The following is an 18,286-nucleotide window of genomic DNA, read 5'->3' as shown; positions in this document are numbered from 1 at the left end:
GTCGTTTTTTTATGCCTGTAAAATACTTTTGCAACACATGTTTACTTTGGTAAATAAGTTGGTATGATACCTCCACTACTAATAACAAGTAGAAAATAGTTGAGTATCATTTGATATTAAACAAACTATTTGTTTATTGAATCCAAAGTTGAGAAAAGTATATGAAAAATCTACAAAAAGCTTTAATCGCAGTAATCGCTGGCTCAGTAATGACCATGAGCGCACAAGCAGCCATCTCTTATGGTGCTGGCCAATCATACGTTGGTATTAAAGCTGGTCAATTCATGGTAGATGCTGATGATTTAGATGATCCAACCGCATATGGCGTTTATGCTGGTTATAACTTCGATCCTAACTTTGGTGCTGAGATTGAGTATATAGGTTCTAATGACGCTGATGTTGATACAGGTAACAGTGGCATTGACGCTGAATTTGATCTAAAAACTTATGGTGCTTATGGTACTTACCGTTATGCATTCCCAAATACTGGCTTATATGCAAAAGGTAAACTAGGCTTTGCTAAAGCTGAGATTGAAGTTTCTGCTGAGGACTTTCTTGGAAACTCTGGAAGTGACAGCGATAGCGACAGTGGTGTAGCTGGCGGTATTGGCTTGGGTTATAACTTCAATCCTAATATGAGTGTTGAAGCTGAATATGACTATGTTGCTGAAGACCTTACGCTATTAACTCTTGGTGCACATTACAAATTCTAAGCTTTAATTTGTGTGGATGACTAAAAAACGATCACTTTAAGTGGTCGTTTTTTTTGCTTAAAATTTATATTGTGGCCTTTAAGTTAGCAAGATATAAGCACCTAATAAGTAATATATCATTACCGTTAAAGCGTTGTTATCCTTAAAAATGTGCTACATTAAAAACTGGAATGATAAAGATAGGAATGGTGGCAAGAATGGAGATACTTTGGATGATTGAACCTTGGCATTGGTTAGTATTAGGCTTCTTATTACTAATCGTTGAGATGTTTGTACCGACGTTTGCCAGTCTGTGGTTTGGTGCCGCTGCCATCATCGTTGCAGCGCTATCATGGCTGTTGCCTATTTCTGTCTCTGTTCAGATTATCGTCTGGTTAGTGCTCTCTGCTGTGTTTTTGCTGGCTTGGTTTAAGTTTATCAAACCGTTGTCAGTAGATCGTACCAAAGCTGGGCTAGGCGGTAGTGTCATAGTTGGTGAAGTCGGAATGATTATCGTGTCACCGCAGCTAGATAAAGCTGGCACGGTTAGATTTAGTGTTCCTATCGTTGGTGCGGCTGAATGGATGTGCCGTACGAGAGGGGAGCAGGTGGCAATCGGCGATAGAGTGGTAGTGACGGATATCGTGGGTAATGAGCTGATTGTGAGCAGTACAAAAGCGCAGGCAGCGATGCATAAAAGTATGCAGGTATAATAATAAGGGATGAGTTATGGAAAGCTTTAGTATTGTCATGGTGGTATTGATTGCACTGGTGGTATTCACCGTGTTTAAAGGCGTACGTATTGTACCGCAAGGTTATAAATGGGTAGTACAGCGACTGGGCAAATATAGCCAAACGCTAGAGCCTGGACTCAACCTCATCATCCCTTATGTAGATGATGTGGCTTATAAAGTAACGACCAAGGACATCGTACTTGATATTCCGTCACAAGAAGTCATTACTCGTGACAACGTCGTTATTATTGCAAACGCTGTCGCTTATATTAATATCGTGCGTCCTGACAAGGCGGTCTATGGTATTGAAGATTATGAATACGGTATCCGTAATCTGGTGCAAACATCGCTACGTTCGATCATTGGTGAGATGGATCTTGATAGTGCATTGTCTAGTCGTGACGAGATTAAAACCAAGCTAAAACATGCGATTTCAGAAGATATCGCCGATTGGGGTATTACCCTTAAGACAGTGGAAATTCAAGATATTAATCCTTCGCAGACCATGCAAGCGTCTATGGAAGAGCAAGCAGCGGCAGAGCGTTTGCGCCGTGCAACCGTGACCCGTGCTGATGGTCAAAAGCAAGCTGCTATTTTAGAAGCGGATGGTCGCTTGGAGGCTTCACGCCGTGATGCTGAAGCGCAGGTGGTACTAGCCAGAGGTTCTGAAGAGTCGATTCGTTTGATTACTAGTGCGATGGGCGAGGAAGAGATGCCGATCGTATACTTGCTGGGTGAACAGTATATCAAAGCGATACGAGAGTTGGCTGAATCTGATAACTCCAAAATGGTGGTATTACCAGCAGATATCTTAAGCACTGTAAAAGGTATGGTCGGTGATAAATTAAAAGTGTAAGAAATCATAGCACTATTAAAAAAAGACCTCGTTTGAGGTCTTTTTTATGTTTAATAATTGGACTAATGACTCGCTAACTTAGATAACTTTCGAAAAGCGGTTTTGATGTTTCTTGTCCAAGTATTCATCAAATACCATAGCGACGTTACGGCCAAGCAAGCGACCTCTGGGTAAGACGCGAATACCTGCTGCATCCATATCTATCAATCTGTCGTCTTGCATAGCGCCCAACTGCTGAATCTCACTAATAAAATAGGTGATGGCATCGATACCAAATTTTTGATTCACATCTTTAAAATCGAGATAGTCATGACATAGTAAGTTCATGATGACATATTCACGCAAGCGGTCTTTGATAGAGGTTTTTATATACTTGACCGCAGGCATGACAGTCGGATTGATTTTCGTCATATCAATCTTGGCTTGATAGTTCTGTAGATCAGTATCGTTCTGCAAAATATAGCGCGTATTGGCATTAGAAATCTGACTGATTGATGAGACACCAAAGCCTAATAAGTCACAATCACCCATGATGGTGTAACCCTGAAAGTTACGATGTAATTTACCTTCGCGCTGGGCGATAGCCAACTCGTCATCAGGTTTGGCAAAATGATCGATACCGATATATTGATAGCCGGCTTCGGTCAATGTATTGACAGTACTGCCGAGCATCGTCAGTTTGGTAGCTGGGCTTGGCAAGTCTTCATCTTTTATCTGACGCTGAGCTTTAAATCGCTCAGGCAAATGCGCATAGTTAAAGACCGACAGGCGATCTGGCGACATCTCGATGATACGATTTACGGTTTTGTCCAAAGTATCAGGCGTTTGATGCGGTAAACCATAAATCAAATCAATATTGATAGAGCGAAAACCAAGCTCACGTGCTTCTGTTAGCACGCTTTCAATAAGCTCTGCGGAATGCACACGATTAACGGCAATTTGCACAGTTTCATCTAAATCTTGCACACCTAAGCTGATACGGTTGAAACCGAGATTACGCAATATTTTCAGAGTGTTTTCACTCAGCTCACGAGGATCAATTTCGATAGAGTAGTCACCTTCGTCTTCTGGCAAAAACTCAAACTGAGTCTGTAAAAACTCCCATAATTGCACCATCTCTTCGTCACGTAAAAACGTTGGCGTACCACCGCCTAAATGTAGCTGTTTGACCAATGGTTTGTCGCTGCCTTCTGGCGTAGATAACAGGCGGCACTTATGCGTAATTTCAGCGATTAAATACTGCAAGTAATCGCCAGAGTCGCTATTTTTTTTGGTAATAATCTTATTGCAAGCACAGTAGTAGCAAAGGTGGCGACAGAACGGTATATGAAAATATAGCGATAAAGGAGCACGCGCTTCGCGACTCTGCAGGATTTTTGTCTCAAGACCGATAGCCTCAAAGCTATCCGGTATTGGAGTAAATTCTAAAGCAGTCGGATAAGAGGTATAACGTGGCCCTGAGCGATTGTACTTATTGATGATTGCCTCATCAAATGCTGGTAGCTGCTTGCTAGTAATGCTGCCGCGTGTACTGGCATAAGGGTTGTCAGGTTGCATAACAGGGCGCACAGTCGTGGGCGGCTCGTCCGCACGGTTGTAGGGCTGCTGAGTGTTCTGTTCTAAATAGTCTGTCATGCGATATTCCTCGTTTTTACTCTAGATACTGCTGGTTTTTATATTATCAAGGTTTTCGGATTTGGTATTTATTTTTCAGTTTTATGACTGATTGATAATAAATTTTGAATACGTCATCGGCAGCAGTATGTATCGCTAAATGTATAGTAGGTAGTATAACAAATCCTTGTTAGCAGTGGGGTGGTCGGAGAGTATTCTTAAATATTAGAATAGAGCTATCATTTACACATAAAAAACCTCAGAACGACGCTGAGGTTTTGGTGGTTCTCTCTACACCAGCAATAAAACACGACGTTTGCGCGTTGATAAATAATACTTTATTATCAATGACACTCTGTATTAGGAAGATGCTGATGTCGTTTGCCCAAGTCTATACCCGTTCGGTGGTTGGTCTGCATGCTCCCAAGGTCATCATTGAGGTGCATCTATCGCAAGGACTGCCTGCATTGACCATCGTTGGGCTACCTGAGGCCGCCGTGCGTGAGAGTAAAGACAGGGTGCGCTCCGCCATTCTCAATTCAGGTTTCCAGTTTCCTAATCGCCGTCTCACAATCAATTTAGCCCCTGCTGATCTACCTAAAGATGGCGCGCGTTTAGACTTACCAATTGCTATTGGTATACTGGCAGCAAGCGGACAGCTTGAGCCAGAGGTGCTATCAGGATTTGAGTTTATCGGCGAGTTAGCGCTCAATGGTCAATTGCGACAAGTAACTGGTAGTTTGGCAGTCGCACGGGCGATTAAAGCTGAGAAGTTAGCATTAGCATTGTCGCAAGTAGTAGCGAATGAGCAAGAGCAAAATAATTCAGAGATCTCAAATAACTCGCCGCCGATGACACCGCAACTGATCGTACCGATTGATAATGGTCGTGAGGCCAGCCGCGTTGATGGCGTAACGATACTAGCTGCTCAGAGTCTAAAAGCAGTTTGCGACCATCTACAGTCGCTCGTTGACCCAAGTGCAAACTATGAGAGTTTAGCAGTGGTACAGCCTAGTCCTGCTCAGCAGCATGTTGGCTATCAAGTGGATTTAGCTGATGTCAAAGGACAGCACCATGCTCGGCGCGCGTTAGAGATTGCCGCTGCGGGCGGTCATTCATTGTTATTTACAGGGCCACCAGGTTCTGGCAAGACGCTCATGGCATCACGATTGCCAACGATATTGCCAGACTTGAGTGATGAGGATGCGCTAGAAGTGGCTAGTACGTATTCGGTGGCAGACAGCGACTATGACTATGGGACGCGGCCATTTAGACAAGTACACCATACGATATCAGCAGTAGCACTAGTCGGTGGTGGCTCACGTCCCAAACCAGGTGAGATTACGCTAGCTAATAAAGGCGTTTTATTCCTAGATGAGTTACCAGAGTTTGATCGGAGTGTGCTGGAAGTATTGCGTCAGCCGCTAGAAGCCAAACAAATCACTATTAGTCGCGCTAACTCTCAAATGACTTTTCCGGCGAATTTTCAACTGGTCGCTGCGATGAACCCTTGCCCATGTGGCTATGATGGCGATACATCAGGACGTTGTCGCTGTCGACCTGAGCAGATAAAACGCTATCAAGACAAATTATCTGGGCCTCTCTTAGATCGTATTGATTTGCATATCACCGTGCCTGCGTTACCGATTGCCGATTTGCAAAATAGTCAGGTAGGTGAAACCTCTAAGCAAGTACGGGCTCGCGTAGTAATAGCGCATCAGCATCAAATGCAGCGCCAGCAAAAGGTTAATAATGAGCTTAGCCCTAGCGAAATCGATGAATACATCCAGCTAGGCGACAATGAAAAGCAGTTATTGCAACTTGCTCAGCAGCGCTTGAATCTATCAGCGCGTGGCTACCACCGAGTATTACGGGTGGCGCGTACAATCGCTGATCTGGCTAACAGTACCGATATTAACAGCGCCCACGTATCTGAGGCGCTGAGCTATCGCAATAAAGCGTAATCTCTGTTTGAGAAAGTTACACCGTGATAATTGTTAGATTCCATATACACTAGGCTTTATCTTTCATAATCCAAGCAACCAAGTCAGCAAAGTGATCAAAGGCTTCGGTTGGATTTAATTCGCGAATATCTTGCCCATAGTTGTAGCCATAAGACAGGCCGAGCGTGTCCATATTGGCGTTCTGTCCAGCCAACATATCGTTTCTAGAGTCACCAATCATCACTGCTTGCTCGACACTAAAATTGAGAGTCTCACAGACATGCAGTAGGGGCGTTGGGTCTGGTTTTTTGACAGGTAAACTGTCACCGCCCATCACTTCACTAAATAAGTCTTGCCAGCCAAACGACTGTAGTATTTTCGGTACAAATCGAATGGGCTTGTTGGTGACTAAAGCAAGTGTATAGCCAGCTGCGTGCAGTTTTTTGAGTCCGTCATCGACATCTGGATAGGCAACGGTTTTACTACCACTAAGATTCCTATAAGCCTCAAAAAATATTTGCTCTGCGTGATCAGCTTCTCCGACCGTTAGCTCGCCATCTGCTACTTCCACTTTACCAACCAAAGCGCGCTCTACGAGCAGGCGTGAGCCATTTCCTATCCAATTGCGTATCGTCTCGATAGGGTAGGTGTCTTTGCCTAATGTGGTTAGCATGGCGTTGGTTGCGTCGGCCAAATCGGGTACGCTATCAATGAGTGTTCCATCAAAATCAAAAATTAAAAGCTGCTTATTCATTGTTCCTCACTATTGGAAATCGTTATATTTATTATATTGGCCATACCTTAGCACAGTAGCAACTATTCGACATCTTTATAGCGTTCACGATGCTCTTTCTTCATTCTTAAATACTCTTCGTTCTCACGGCATTCATCCCATTTAACTTTAAAGATCCGTGCGGACTCCGCCTTGACTGGGTCTTCCTCTTGTCGTGGCAATTCTTCGCGACCATGAGCGCCGCTTTGACCTTTTTTATCATCAGGTACTGCACCTTTATATTTTTTGCCACCTTTGTGATTGGCATAGCGACGAGCACGGGTATAGCCCATTTGGATAAACTTGCGCGCCATATCTGCGCCGACGAAGTCATCGTCAGCCAAGTAATCTAAAAACATCTGATAGATAGCCTCACTGCTTTCGCGGGCGATATCGGGAGTCGCAAAACGCCAATGAGGTAAAATCTCAGACTTATAAGGTTCTACCAGTAATACGCCTTGTTCACCGCGACCAACACGGTACAACTCAGGCTGAGCGCGCAAATCCAAACTCTTATAATCCAAGTCGTAATCAAACTCTCTCATATCTATGACCTATTATTTTTATCTACTCGTATATGGTTATTGAGTATACTTAGCCAAGCTGTTTAGAAAAAAGCACAAAAATGTTATGCAACCGTGACAGTAGGTATTTAGCATCAAAAGCGGTGAGTTAAAATGGTTATGGTAAAGTCAACTGTGAGACGTATGAAGGCTACAAATATGATGAATGCAATGCCACAAGAGATACTATGTTGAGAAATAAAATAAGTGTAAATGAGCTCAGCCGTTTGCGATTACCAAAAAACATACTGGTAGCGTGGCTATTGCTAACGACAAGCATACTAGCTACTACGGCTGCCCACAGCGCGTGGTTTGAACGTTTGATTCCGCAAGGTGAGACGTATACGGTACGCGAGATAGATCGCGATTTAGCATTCGTGATAGATGGCTTTATCTATGATGCGCGCACGTCTTGTTTTTTGGCAGTAGGCGACCGAGTGATATTCTTTGAGGGGCGTCACGGTATTGATTACCGCGCAACTATATACGACTTGGATTCGCGTGAGCGCTGTAATTTACTATTACGTGGTCGTTTTTACGAATAGTAGTCGGCTATACGAATAAGAGCAACATATGAATAGAACGAACGCTAAAGAGTACGGTAAAATTTAAACATAAAAAAGCCCCGAACATTGCTGTTCAGGGTTTTTAGAATTCTATTAACGAATGGTGGCTCGAGGCAGGATCGAACTGCCGACACACGGATTTTCAATCCGTTGCTCTACCTACTGAGCTATCGAGCCGTCTTCGTTGAGGCGCTATTAAACTAAATATAGGCTCAGCTGTCAAGCAATTTTTGCACTTTATCGAATAAAAGACGATAAATAATTAGATATTGGTAAAATTCACCGTTTTAGCGCTCAGTTTAGTCTTTCACACGCAATAGTTCGTACTCGCTCATGATACGGTGAATATCGGCGTCCGCGGGGACAAATTCACGTACGCCTTTTCTAACTTCGCAATCATAGACCAGTTTAATAAACTTGGCATCGATAGCACGTTTACGATTCTCCGGATGGACAGTGAGATATTGCAGGCGCTTAGCATTGGTTTGCCCGTCATCAAAGCAGGCGACAGCGGCGATAGGCTTATCATTGAACATCCCAACATACAGGTACTGTCCACGTTTAAACCCTTGCTCAACGATATTCAATACCTCAAGACCGTCAGGCTGTGCATCATCACTATCGTACAACGCTTGCAAGCGCTCTGCTAGCTCGTTGTCGCGAGCAGGTTTTTTGATAAGTGGCGCATCCAAACTATTAATGGCGATCGCTTCTAAAGGCATAGCAGTTCCTATAAATAGAGGGTTTCTATAGTATAAATTAGCAATATGAGACAGCACGATGTCATAGCGTGTAGTGCCGTAAGTAAGGGTCTGCAAAGTCAGCGCGAGTCATGATTGATAATACTGAACACACTATTTTAGCAGAATGACGTGATTTTGTGCGTGGTTTACCGCTTGGTCGTGGCAGTAAATGTTAGGGTTTGCTATGATGAGGCTATATAATATTTAGTATGTATAAACCCTAATATGTTGATATCTTTTGTATATATCATTTTCTAATACATTTTCTGCTAAGGTCTGACCCAGACACTAGTAAAATATTTTGGGCAGGTTTTTGCCTTATTTATTGACCGCTTTTCACTGATAAAAAACTGATAGAGAGTAGCCATGACAGCCAATGCAACGACGACTGCTGCCACACCTGAGCAAACTGAGTCAAAAAACGTAAATCTATATGGTCGCCCTGAACGTATCGCGACCGTTGAGCGTATCACTGCCGAAACGCAAATCACCTGTACCGTTAATTTAGATGGTACAGGTAAAGGCACGGTAGACACTGGTGTGCCATTTTTGGATCATATGATTGATCAAATTAAGCGTCACGGTTTGTTTGACTTAGATATCAAATGTACCGGTGATACGTTTATTGATGACCATCATAGCGTTGAAGACACTGGTATTACCCTTGGCCAAGCGTTCAATAAAGCATTGGGTGACAAGAAAGGCATTCGTCGTTATGGGCATTTCTATGCGCCGCTAGATGAGTCATTGACCCGTGCTGTCGTCGATCTGTCAGGGCGTCCTGGTTTGCATATGGACATTCCTTTTACACGTTCGCACGTCGGCCGTTTCGATGTGGATTTATTCAGTGAGTTCTTTTACGGATTCGTCAATCACTCGTGGATGACGGTGCATTTGGATAACCTCAAAGGCAAAAACAGCCATCACCAAATCGAATCAACCTTTAAAGCCTTTGCTCGTGCGTTACGTATGGCTTGTGAATATGATGAGCGTGCGCTAAACACCTTGCCATCTACCAAAGAGGCTTTTTAATGGCTAAAGTCACTAAAGTAGCACTATTAGATTATGGTATGGGCAACCTGCACTCTGCTAGCAAAGCCTTATCGGTAGTCGGAGCAGAAGTCTCTATCACCAATGATCCAAAAGTCGTCGCGGCGGCAGACAAGATCGTCTTCCCTGGTGTGGGTGCGATGCGCGACTGTATCGCTGGCATGTGTGATGCAGGCATTGATGACGTCATACGCCATGCAGTGTTTAACAAGCCTGTTATGGCCATCTGTGTGGGCATGCAGGCATTGTTCGAGCAGTCAGCTGAAAATGGTGGTACGGACTGCCTAGGCATCTTAAACGGCACTGTAGAAGCGTTTGACCCTACGTGGAAAGACAAGCAGGGTGCGACGATAAAAGTACCGCATATGGGCTGGAATACCATTAACGGTATGGATTTTGACCATCCGCTTTGGCACGGTATCGAAGACAACGCGCATTTTTACTTTGTGCATAGTTACTACTGTGATCCTGCTGATAGCTCACAAGTGGCGGCGGTATGTGATTATGGTCAACCGTTCTGTGCCAGTGTGATCCAAGACAATCTATTTGCTACCCAGTTCCATCCAGAAAAGAGCCATACTGCTGGCTTGCAATTGCTCAAGAACTTTGTAGAGTGGAATGTGTAAGTAGTTGATAAACGTGAAGTGAATATTTAATTTAGTAGAAGGTAGATTATCAATTGTATAATCTACCTTTTTTATGCTCAGCCATCACTTTGTAGCTGATATTCTTTAGCTATTATAGTTTAGCCATCATGGTTTAGTGATACGCTCAGTTATTTTCTACGCGCTTATATTTGGAATATCTCAGTGGATTTTACTGCCTTTAAAATGAATGTTGTGGAAACAACGGGCCTTGCCAAAGATGCCTTACATATCTATGTCGGTGTCGGTGTTTATCTGCTGTGTCTGGTTGCGCTGCGACCTATTATCAAAAGCCAAGGTATTCGATCATTTATCGCTCTGATCGTCGTAACTTGCATTGCGCTGTTGGGTGAGTATCTGGACAATCGAGATACAATTGAATCGCTTGGCTTAACTGGCTTGAGCCGTGATCAGATACTCGCGAGTATCCGTGATTTGATTAATACTTGTATGCTGCCGTATGTACTCTTTGCGCTGAATAAGTGGACGACTATCTTTCGACCAACCAATAAATCGACTTCACTGACCAAACGCCATAAAAAAACGGACTATTAATTAGTCCGTTTTTTCATTTTGCTATTTGAATTTATAATTCTAGCAGCTCATCTTATTTTTTGGCTTCATCATACAGCTCACGTACGACTTCACCAATGGCTTGAATACCATCAGTCAGTGTCTGCTCGTCAGCCGCGATACTCATACGAATACACTCATGCGCATGCTGATAATCGCTGACATCGACACCGGGGAAGAAGTACTCACTTGGCACAATAAGCGTGCCTTTTTCTTTTAGGCGCTCGTATAGATCCAGCGTGCTAATCGGCAAATCTTTAAACCATAACCATAAAAATATCGCGCCTTCAGGCTTATGAATGACCAAAGGATAATCGCCCAAGGCTTCTTTTAACAGCTTCACGGCAAGGGTCGCCTGCTTTTGATAAAACGGCTTAATCTCATTATCGGCTAACTGCTTGATACGGTCATTCTCTACCAACGGCGTGGCAATCGCTGCACCAAAGCGTGTCGGCGCTAGATTGACCACTGCATTCATCGCGCTGACCGCTTCGATTACTTTGGCATCAGCCACGATAATACCCGTACGCATACCAGGCAAACCAATCTTCGACAGGCTAAAGCACAGAATCGTATTGTTATCCCAATTCAGATGCGCGTCAGAGTAGATGATATTGGGGAAGGGCATACCGTAGGCGTTATCGATAATCAGCGGTATGTCATAGCGTTTGGCAATCTCGGCCAAATGCGCCATTTCATCATCGGTCAGCACGTTGCCAGTCGGATTGGTCGGACGTGAGCAGCAAATCGCTCCAATACGACCTTCCTTTAACGCTGGTAAGTTCTCTAACGCGTCAAAATCAACACGATATTTAAAGAAGCCTTCCTCACCATCATGCGTCACTTCATCGATATGCGGTAATACGGCGGTGAAATGCTGACCTTCGACATGCACATCACTATAGCCAATATACTCAGGGGTCAATGGCAGTAGAATGGACTTGTCGATAGATTCGTTCTTCTCATCTGTGAACGCGCCGCCAAACAGATTAAACAGATAGAAAAACGCATTCTGTGAGCCATTGGTCAAGGCGATGTTTTCTGAAGTGAGGTTCCAATCGTAATGACGGTTAAAGAAGCCAACTAAGGCGTCGATAAAAGCGGCATCCCCTTGCGGATTAGAGTAGTTCGCCATGCTGATAATCGCGCTACTATTGGGCACGCCTGCATCATTATCAACACCCAGCGCCTTATAGGTCTCCAAGAACAACTCATTAACGGCATCAATTTTGGCAGGGTTACCACCGCCCAACATGTTGACAGGTTGATCGCTTTTTAGCGCATCGCCCAGATCATCCATCAATTGTGAGATGCCAGTGGGTTGGGTAAATTTTTGACCGAACTTTGAGAATTTCATAAGGCTACCATGCTGTTTGGGAAGGTGTTATAAGTTGGTATTTAACCGATAAAGTTGGGCTAGTATAGCAAATAGTCAGTTTTAAACGAGTTGGAATCGTAAAATAAACTATTGCTAAATCATCGCTCTTACCCTAGCCATAATTCCACGGCCAATCACCAATCTCACATAAATAATGGCAATGGCAAACAGTAAGACGATTAACGCCGCACCGCCAATAGCCAAGCTCGTCCACGGCACACTAAATTGTAGATTAAACCATTGCGTGATTGCTGCCCATGCGCCAACGCTGGCGATCACAACGGCAAATATCGCCGCGCTAATCCCAAGCACGCCCAACTCTAGGATATTTAGCATATACAGATCGCGCTTTTGCATACCGAGCAGTCTAAATGACGCGCTGTCTTTCATGCGATCTTGCGAAGTAGACAGCAGCGAGCTGATCAGCACCATAACGCCAGTGAGTAGAGCAAGCAAGGTAAACACATAGACCAAGCGGCTCATTTGTACCACCAGCTCTTGAATTTGTTTCGCAATCGCAGTCCCATCAATGGTAGTGACAGCAGGGAACTCACGTACCAGTTTGCCTTGTAATTCTGGAATGGCGTCTTCTGATACGTGGGCAGTAGCAAACTGAATCTGCGGGGCAGCGGACAGTACGGACGGTTCAAACAAGAAGTAAAAATACGGGCTTGGGCCACGCTCATAGCGCGTACGAATACTGGTAATCTGCCCGATGATTTCGATACCTTGAATGTTAAAACGTACCTGATCGCCCATACCGACATTGAGCATACCTGCGGCAGTGTCCAAGATAGACAAAGGTTTGATTTGTTCATTTGTCGCATCGATAGAGGAGTATAGCGCGTCGTCTGTGAGTGATTCAGTGATGTATTCGGTCTCCATGACCGTATCTGCGTAGCTCAAGTTAAAGACACGTGTGGGATCATCAAACCCATCAGCAGGCTCGATATCTTTTGCCGCCACATCATTAGCCGTCTCTACACGCGCACGAATGACGGGATAATAAGTGACAGGCGCCTCAATGATCGCATCAATATCGTCATGTTGATCGCTCTGCACATCGAGCAAAAACAGATTGGGTGCGTCTTCAGGATAGGCATTGATAAACTGCGCATTGATACTGTGATTGAGTGTGGTAATGAGCGTCAGCACCGCCACCGATAGTGATAAGGTGACAAAGAACAACGCTGATTGGTTGCCTTTACGCGCAAGGTTATGAATGGCGATACGCTGCATCCAGCTGACCTTGGTATTGCTTGCCAACTTGTTAAGTAGCCATAGCCACCCACGCGCCAATAACCAAAATATCGCCACAAAGCCAATCAAACCGCCCAATAGCTGCGCACCTAAGGACAGTGAGCCAACTTCATAAGCAAAGAAAGTATACAACCCTGCCAGCACGATGCCATACCACAGTAATGGCGTGCGTCGATACCACGGCAGGTTTTGTGTTTGCGTACTCGCCCCTTGATTGAGTAGGGTAGCGGGTTTAGTCGTGTTAAGTGCGCTTAGACCACGCTGCGCAATCAGTAGCGTCAGGGCTAAGGCAATCACAATGGTTTTAATAGCACTGATTGGGTTGATGGCTAGACCAACGTCGGCAGGCAAGATAGCGACCAGATACGGCTGACCGATTTTGAGCAAGCCCAGACTAAGGGCAACCGCTGCGATACAAGCAATGATAGTCGTAACGATAAGCAGCTGATAATAGCTGCGTTTGAGTGAGCCAAGCGGTTCGCCGAGCGCCAATCGAATAGCATTATTGGACTGCTGCTTACTGACAAAGGCGCTAATGACGCCGTACATGGCGACCGCAGATAGTAGCAACACCGCGATGACTAGTAGCTTTAAGAACATCAGCACATTATCAGAGATGCGCGAGACAGAAGTGTCTGCGGACTCGGCATCAGAGAGCTCGATATCAGGATAATTGGTCAGGATATCTGTAAGCTGTTCACGCTGCGTGGTTATCAGCTCTGGATCGCCTGCCATCTCGATACGATAGTTTATGCGGCTACGTTGCCCCAACAGGTTGGTTGATGGAAGTGCATCTTGTTTCATCAACACACGTCCACCAAAACCAAACGTGGTCAGTGGACGGTCAGGCTCTTTGGTCAGTACATCACTGATCGTAAATTGCGCATCGCCAATGGTGATACGGTCGCCGACATCGGCCTGTAGACTACTAAGCACTTCTGGTGCGACGATCACACTGTCAGATGTTAGCTGATCCCACAGCGGCTGCCCCGAGGCAAGCTCCGCTGTGCCATATAAGGGATAAGACGGAGAGACGGCTTTGACGCTGGCAAGCAAGGTTTGCTCATCATTGACCAGCATGGCGCTAAATTGATAGTCATACACCGTCTGTGTATTAGGGATAGTTTCTACCTGTGACAATACTTCGCTTGGCCAGTCTTGTTTACTGTTTAGGATTAGATCCCCACCAATGAGCGCGCGCTGATTGTCATTGATATAGCTATCGACAGACTGCTGCACAGAGTCGAGGGTCAGATAGGTTGCAAGCGACAAGGTCAACGTCAGTAGGAACAACACGGGATATACCCAACGCTGCCACCAGCTACGGCTGAGTGCTTGCGAGCCTAGTGTTTGAAAACCTAGGGTACGGGTAAATAGTTGACTAAGAATGCCGCTAGGATAACTGGACTCTTGATGCATACTGGTAACAGTCTTTTCTGTATCAGGCGATTTGTTGTCTGTGGGTTTACTATTCATTAAGATACAATCCAGTTATTCATGTAGGTACAATGCGGCCGTCATGCATGGTGATGACGCGATCTGCCATCTCGGCAAGTGCAGGGTCATGAGTCACGACCACCAGTGCCGAGCCAACCTGTTGGCGTAAATCCAATAGCAGCTGCATGACTTGATCGGCATTTTGCTCGTCTAAGTTGCCCGTTGGCTCATCCGCAAAAACAATCTTTGGATGCGATACCAGTGCTCGTGCTACTGCTGTACGCTGCTGCTCACCACCTGACAACTGATTGGGTAAGCTGTTACGTCTATGCCCTAAGTCGACCGCATCTATCAGCTCGTCTACGCGTGCTAGGCTTGGACGTCTGGCAATATCAAGTGGAAAGGCGATATTTTCAGCGACGGTCAGTGTGGGCAGTAGATGAAATGACTGAAAGACAAAGCCCATATCTTGCTGACGAATGACGGCTAGCGCATCTTCGTCAAGACTGCTAAGCATTTGACCTGCCAGCGATACCGTACCGCTATCGGGATAGTCTAATGCTGCGAGTAAACCTAACAAAGTAGATTTGCCTGAGCCTGATTTGCCCATGATGACCACAAACTCGCCAGCGTTGACATAGATATCCACGTCTTTGATGATGGACAACTTTTGCTCACCGACTTGCACGGTTTTGTTTAATTGTGAAGCGGTCAGTAGTGCTTGTGTCTTAGCATCTGCTTGTGGCGTTGCTGTGACAGTCGAAGGTGATAATGTCATTACAGTATCTCGTTAAATAGTCTCGTTTGTCTTATTTTTTGTCGTATTGTCTTGAGCCGTTGCAGCTGTGTTATCGGTATCGGTTGTTTTTAGCTCTTCTAGTTCATTTAATTTAGGCTCTAGAATAGGCAAGATATTGTTATTAACGATAATCTCGTAGCCTTCTTTAGTCGGGTGAATCGCATCCGCTTGGTTAAGCTCTCGGTCACCGCCGACGCCTTCTAAGAAGAACGGAATAAGCGTCAGGTTCATGTCTTTCGCAATACGAGGATAAATGTCTGAGAATGCCGCGACGTATTCACTGCCTAGATTGTCATAGATCGACATACCGCCTAAGATAACGACACTACCATTGTCTTGCAGGTGCTTAACCGCAGTGCGAATATTGGCTTCAATGGTTGCTACATCGATACCACGTATCGCATCGTTAGCACCGATAGTCAATATGGTGATGTCGGGTTTGGTTTGCGACACCCAGTCCAATCGATTGACCAATCCCGTACTGGTTTCACCGCTTAGACCTGAGTTGATAACTTTGGCGTTAGCATAGCCCATCTCTTGTAGACGATCTTCTAACTGAGCAGGGTAGTTGTCATCTTTGTCCACTCCCAAACCTTCTGTCAGTGAGTCACCAAGCGCTAAAATAGTCAGTGATGAGGATTTGACCTGTTGATCAGTTGATGCTGCGTTTTCAGTTGCTACTGGAGTAGTGCTGGCTTGACTGTTGGTCGCTTCAGTACTGGTACTCTGCGTGTCAGTAGCAGATGTCGTTTCAGCATCTTTCTGACAGCCACTGATAGCCATTACAGCTGCGAGCATAGCGATAGCAGGCAAACGCTGAGCAAAACGAGAGGGAAGTTTCATCATGGGTGTTATGTCCTATATGCAATCAAACCAGTGTCTAGTCAAATCCTATCTAAACCAGATACAGTATCAGTCGGATAAATCGTCAGGATCGTTCAGTCTACTATTGGTAGTACTTTCACTCACCTTCCTTGTATCCGGATTATATTGAGTATCCAGATTATATTAAGTATCCAAGTTATATTGAACTGACTATAGCAAAATAAGACAGTGACCTATATTGGCCTAAGGTTAATTTAAGGCCGCTTTATTGCGCGTTAGCAATCATGGCCTTGTAGACCACAAAAACTGATAGAAATGAAAGCTGATAGTAATCAAATATATTTGCCATCGACCATCACTGGACGACTAACAAGCCAAGCAATCACGACGTTGACAATCATCAGTATCAGCATAATAAAAAGCGGCATACTCCAACTACCAGTCATTTCATGCAACCAACCTGTACCCAATGGGCCAAAAAACGCAATGACATAACCAACTGCTTGAGCCATACCAGACAGCTCACTTGCCTGATTGGTCGTATAAGTACGCATAGAGAACAGCATCATGCTCAAGGTAAAGATCGCCGAACAGCCCATGCCCATCATGCCTGACCATAGCCATGCCAAATCAGTCGATAGGTAACTGACACCCAATATACCCATAACATTTAGCACAGCAGCAAATACCGCCAACGCTTGAATAGGGCGGCCACGATTGACTAGCCAAGTTAGGCTTAAGATAGAGACTGGTGCCATAAACTGAAATACGGAGCCCATCTGTCCAGCACTGACGGCAGATAGTCCCTTACTCACCCAAATCGATGGTAAAAAACTGGCGACGGTATAAAACAATAATGACTGCAAACCCATAAAAATAGCAATCTGCCACGCAAAGGTGGTTCGCCACATGGAGATATCAGAAGAACCTAACGCCGCAGGAATAACCGCTTGATGGTTGGATGAACCCAAACGCACACGTAAGAACAACCAAACCACGAAAGCAAAAACACCCAGTATCGTCCAACCACCTAATGCCCACTGCCAACCAACTTGCTCCGATAACGGTAGTACGACGCCTGCGACGATACCTGCTGCTGTGGTCATCGTTAGACTAAACAGACCAGTAATTAGCGGAATATGTTGCGGGGTACGCTGCTTAATGACAGGTGCTGCCAAAGTATTAGCGAAGCCGATGGCGAGGGTAAGTAGTAAAGTACCAATTAAAAACCCACTCCACGTCGGGATAGCAGTACGGATAACCATTCCTACCGTCAATAGCCCAATCATAGCAATCAGTGTGTTTTCTAGTCCGAATCGCTTGCCAATGGTTGGGGAAATCAGCGCACCAACGGCAAAGCTCAGCATAGGTACTGCCCCTAGCCAGCCTATCTGAAACTCAGAGATATCAAGCGCGTCTTTTACCACTGGGGCGATAGAACCTAGTGCGACGATAGGCGCACGCATATTGGTGGCTAGCAGAACCATGGCACACAGCACCAACCAAAAGGTAAAGCGCGAGGATGGCAGGCTAGATGAAGCAGATAGATTGGACGAGGTAGACATAGCAGCACAACGATGACAGCGAAAAAGAACACGTTATTAGACAGCGCCAAGAAATCGCCGCTTATAAAATAACACCAGAGAGCATTTACCCAGACACGTACCTAAACGGTAATCGATATCTTAAATGCGACCGAAAAATATATGTAGCGCGTAAGACATACATTCGCTTAACTGACTTTGCTAAATTGGCAGGCAGCTTAGTCAAAATATATGTGTGGTTACTTCGAGTTACGGCTATAGAACAGTGATAATAAGAGATGGCGATAATAAGT

General features: G+C 44.9%; 17 protein-coding genes and 1 tRNA gene. 8 read left to right on the top strand and 10 right to left on the bottom strand.

The annotated features are described in order from the left end of the window. Window positions 1–161 precede the first annotated feature (161 nt). From I3254_RS09535 to I3254_RS09525, 3 genes are all read left to right on the top strand, one after another. A complete protein-coding gene (locus I3254_RS09535; protein ID WP_102083169.1) occupies window positions 162–713 on the top strand; it encodes a porin family protein in 552 nt (183 codons plus the stop codon). Between the two features lie 212 nt (window positions 714–925). After that, a complete protein-coding gene (locus tag I3254_RS09530; protein WP_057762204.1) occupies window positions 926–1,405 on the top strand; it encodes an NfeD family protein in 480 nt (159 codons plus the stop codon). Window positions 1,406–1,421: 16 nt separating this feature from the next. Next, window positions 1,422–2,282, top strand: a complete 861-nt coding sequence (locus tag I3254_RS09525) for an SPFH domain-containing protein (protein ID WP_057762202.1) — start codon at window positions 1,422–1,424, stop codon at window positions 2,280–2,282. 78 nt (window positions 2,283–2,360) lie between these two features. Here I3254_RS09525 and hemN read toward each other — a convergent pair whose 3' ends face one another. Further along, a complete protein-coding gene (gene hemN, locus I3254_RS09520; RefSeq protein WP_238052694.1) occupies window positions 2,361–3,917 on the bottom strand; it encodes an oxygen-independent coproporphyrinogen III oxidase in 1,557 nt (518 codons plus the stop codon). A gap of 353 nt (window positions 3,918–4,270) precedes the next feature. On the opposite strand from hemN, the gene I3254_RS09515 reads away from it, so the two are divergent. After that, the gene (locus I3254_RS09515; protein WP_238052693.1) at window positions 4,271–5,860 is read left to right on the top strand and encodes a YifB family Mg chelatase-like AAA ATPase; all 1,590 of its coding nucleotides are present in this window, start codon (window positions 4,271–4,273) and stop codon (window positions 5,858–5,860) included. Window positions 5,861–5,909: 49 nt separating this feature from the next. Here I3254_RS09515 and I3254_RS09510 read toward each other — a convergent pair whose 3' ends face one another. Both I3254_RS09510 and I3254_RS09505 read right to left on the bottom strand, forming a co-directional pair. Then, entirely contained in the window at window positions 5,910–6,593 is a 684-nt protein-coding gene (locus tag I3254_RS09510) for a phosphoglycolate phosphatase (protein WP_238052692.1), read from the bottom strand. Between the two features lie 62 nt (window positions 6,594–6,655). Next, entirely contained in the window at window positions 6,656–7,156 is a 501-nt protein-coding gene (locus I3254_RS09505) for a DUF4385 domain-containing protein (RefSeq protein WP_238052691.1), read from the bottom strand. Window positions 7,157–7,362: 206 nt separating this feature from the next. Here I3254_RS09505 and I3254_RS09500 point away from each other — a divergent pair, with 206 nt between their 5' ends. Next, window positions 7,363–7,719 carry a hypothetical protein gene (locus I3254_RS09500; RefSeq protein WP_238052690.1) on the top strand — a complete coding sequence of 119 codons (357 nt, stop codon included), beginning with the start codon at window positions 7,363–7,365 and terminating at the stop codon, window positions 7,717–7,719. Window positions 7,720–7,841: 122 nt separating this feature from the next. Here I3254_RS09500 and I3254_RS09495 read toward each other — a convergent pair. Next, window positions 7,842–7,917 (bottom strand) — tRNA-Phe (locus tag I3254_RS09495). A gap of 122 nt (window positions 7,918–8,039) precedes the next feature. After that, a complete protein-coding gene (locus tag I3254_RS09490) occupies window positions 8,040–8,462 on the bottom strand; it encodes a hypothetical protein (protein ID WP_102091078.1) in 423 nt (140 codons plus the stop codon). A gap of 387 nt (window positions 8,463–8,849) precedes the next feature. Between I3254_RS09490 and hisB the strand changes: the two genes are divergently transcribed. From hisB to I3254_RS09475, 3 genes are all read left to right on the top strand, one after another. Beyond that, window positions 8,850–9,515: an imidazoleglycerol-phosphate dehydratase HisB gene (gene hisB / locus I3254_RS09485; RefSeq protein ID WP_220455963.1), complete on the top strand. Its 666-nt coding sequence runs from the start codon at window positions 8,850–8,852 to the stop codon at window positions 9,513–9,515. Then, the gene (hisH, locus tag I3254_RS09480; protein ID WP_238052689.1) at window positions 9,515–10,159 is read left to right on the top strand and encodes an imidazole glycerol phosphate synthase subunit HisH; all 645 of its coding nucleotides are present in this window, start codon (window positions 9,515–9,517) and stop codon (window positions 10,157–10,159) included. Before hisB ends, hisH begins: the two co-directional genes overlap by 1 nt. A gap of 204 nt (window positions 10,160–10,363) precedes the next feature. Then, entirely contained in the window at window positions 10,364–10,732 is a 369-nt protein-coding gene (locus I3254_RS09475; protein WP_218870062.1) for a hypothetical protein, read from the top strand. A 52-nt stretch (window positions 10,733–10,784) separates the two neighbouring features. Here the strand turns inward: I3254_RS09475 and I3254_RS09470 are convergent, their stop codons facing one another. From I3254_RS09470 to I3254_RS09450, 5 genes are all read right to left on the bottom strand, one after another. Further along, on the bottom strand, window positions 10,785–12,107 hold the full coding sequence (locus I3254_RS09470) for a valine--pyruvate transaminase (RefSeq protein ID WP_238052688.1): 1,323 nt from the start codon (window positions 12,105–12,107) through the stop codon (window positions 10,785–10,787). Between the two features lie 114 nt (window positions 12,108–12,221). Further along, complete coding sequence (locus tag I3254_RS09465; protein WP_238052687.1) at window positions 12,222–14,864, bottom strand: FtsX-like permease family protein; 2,643 nt, start codon at window positions 14,862–14,864, stop codon at window positions 12,222–12,224. A 19-nt stretch (window positions 14,865–14,883) separates the two neighbouring features. Next, entirely contained in the window at window positions 14,884–15,603 is a 720-nt protein-coding gene (locus I3254_RS09460; RefSeq protein ID WP_238052686.1) for an ABC transporter ATP-binding protein, read from the bottom strand. A gap of 12 nt (window positions 15,604–15,615) precedes the next feature. Beyond that, on the bottom strand, window positions 15,616–16,470 hold the full coding sequence (locus I3254_RS09455; protein WP_238052685.1) for an arylesterase: 855 nt from the start codon (window positions 16,468–16,470) through the stop codon (window positions 15,616–15,618). Between the two features lie 311 nt (window positions 16,471–16,781). Then, window positions 16,782–18,014 carry an MFS transporter gene (locus I3254_RS09450; RefSeq protein WP_238052684.1) on the bottom strand — a complete coding sequence of 411 codons (1,233 nt, stop codon included), beginning with the start codon at window positions 18,012–18,014 and terminating at the stop codon, window positions 16,782–16,784. Window positions 18,015–18,286: the final 272 nt, after the last annotated feature.

The sequence above is a fragment of the Psychrobacter sp. Ps2 genome (genome assembly GCF_022129405.1).
Lineage (GTDB): Bacteria > Pseudomonadota > Gammaproteobacteria > Pseudomonadales > Moraxellaceae > Psychrobacter.
This window is presented reverse-complemented; position numbering and strand designations above follow the sequence as displayed.

Bases quoted from the DNA above. Each gene is read 5' to 3' on its own strand.
- I3254_RS09535 (WP_102083169.1), top strand. From the start codon at position 162: ATGAAAAATCTACAAAAAGCTTTAATCGCAGTAATCGCTGGCTCAGTA.
- I3254_RS09530 (WP_057762204.1), top strand. From the start codon at position 926: ATGATTGAACCTTGGCATTGGTTAGTATTAGGCTTCTTATTACTAATC.
- I3254_RS09525 (WP_057762202.1), top strand. From the start codon at position 1,422: ATGGAAAGCTTTAGTATTGTCATGGTGGTATTGATTGCACTGGTGGTA.
- hemN (WP_238052694.1), bottom strand. From the start codon at position 3,917: ATGACAGACTATTTAGAACAGAACACTCAGCAGCCCTACAACCGTGCG.
- I3254_RS09515 (WP_238052693.1), top strand. From the start codon at position 4,271: ATGTCGTTTGCCCAAGTCTATACCCGTTCGGTGGTTGGTCTGCATGCT.
- I3254_RS09510 (WP_238052692.1), bottom strand. From the start codon at position 6,593: ATGAATAAGCAGCTTTTAATTTTTGATTTTGATGGAACACTCATTGAT.
- I3254_RS09505 (WP_238052691.1), bottom strand. From the start codon at position 7,156: ATGAGAGAGTTTGATTACGACTTGGATTATAAGAGTTTGGATTTGCGC.
- I3254_RS09500 (WP_238052690.1), top strand. From the start codon at position 7,363: ATGTTGAGAAATAAAATAAGTGTAAATGAGCTCAGCCGTTTGCGATTA.
- I3254_RS09490 (WP_102091078.1), bottom strand. From the start codon at position 8,462: ATGCCTTTAGAAGCGATCGCCATTAATAGTTTGGATGCGCCACTTATC.
- hisB (WP_220455963.1), top strand. From the start codon at position 8,850: ATGACAGCCAATGCAACGACGACTGCTGCCACACCTGAGCAAACTGAG.
- hisH (WP_238052689.1), top strand. From the start codon at position 9,515: ATGGCTAAAGTCACTAAAGTAGCACTATTAGATTATGGTATGGGCAAC.
- I3254_RS09475 (WP_218870062.1), top strand. From the start codon at position 10,364: ATGAATGTTGTGGAAACAACGGGCCTTGCCAAAGATGCCTTACATATC.
- I3254_RS09470 (WP_238052688.1), bottom strand. From the start codon at position 12,107: ATGAAATTCTCAAAGTTCGGTCAAAAATTTACCCAACCCACTGGCATC.
- I3254_RS09465 (WP_238052687.1), bottom strand. From the start codon at position 14,864: ATGAATAGTAAACCCACAGACAACAAATCGCCTGATACAGAAAAGACT.
- I3254_RS09460 (WP_238052686.1), bottom strand. From the start codon at position 15,603: ATGACATTATCACCTTCGACTGTCACAGCAACGCCACAAGCAGATGCT.
- I3254_RS09455 (WP_238052685.1), bottom strand. From the start codon at position 16,470: ATGATGAAACTTCCCTCTCGTTTTGCTCAGCGTTTGCCTGCTATCGCT.
- I3254_RS09450 (WP_238052684.1), bottom strand. From the start codon at position 18,014: ATGTCTACCTCGTCCAATCTATCTGCTTCATCTAGCCTGCCATCCTCG.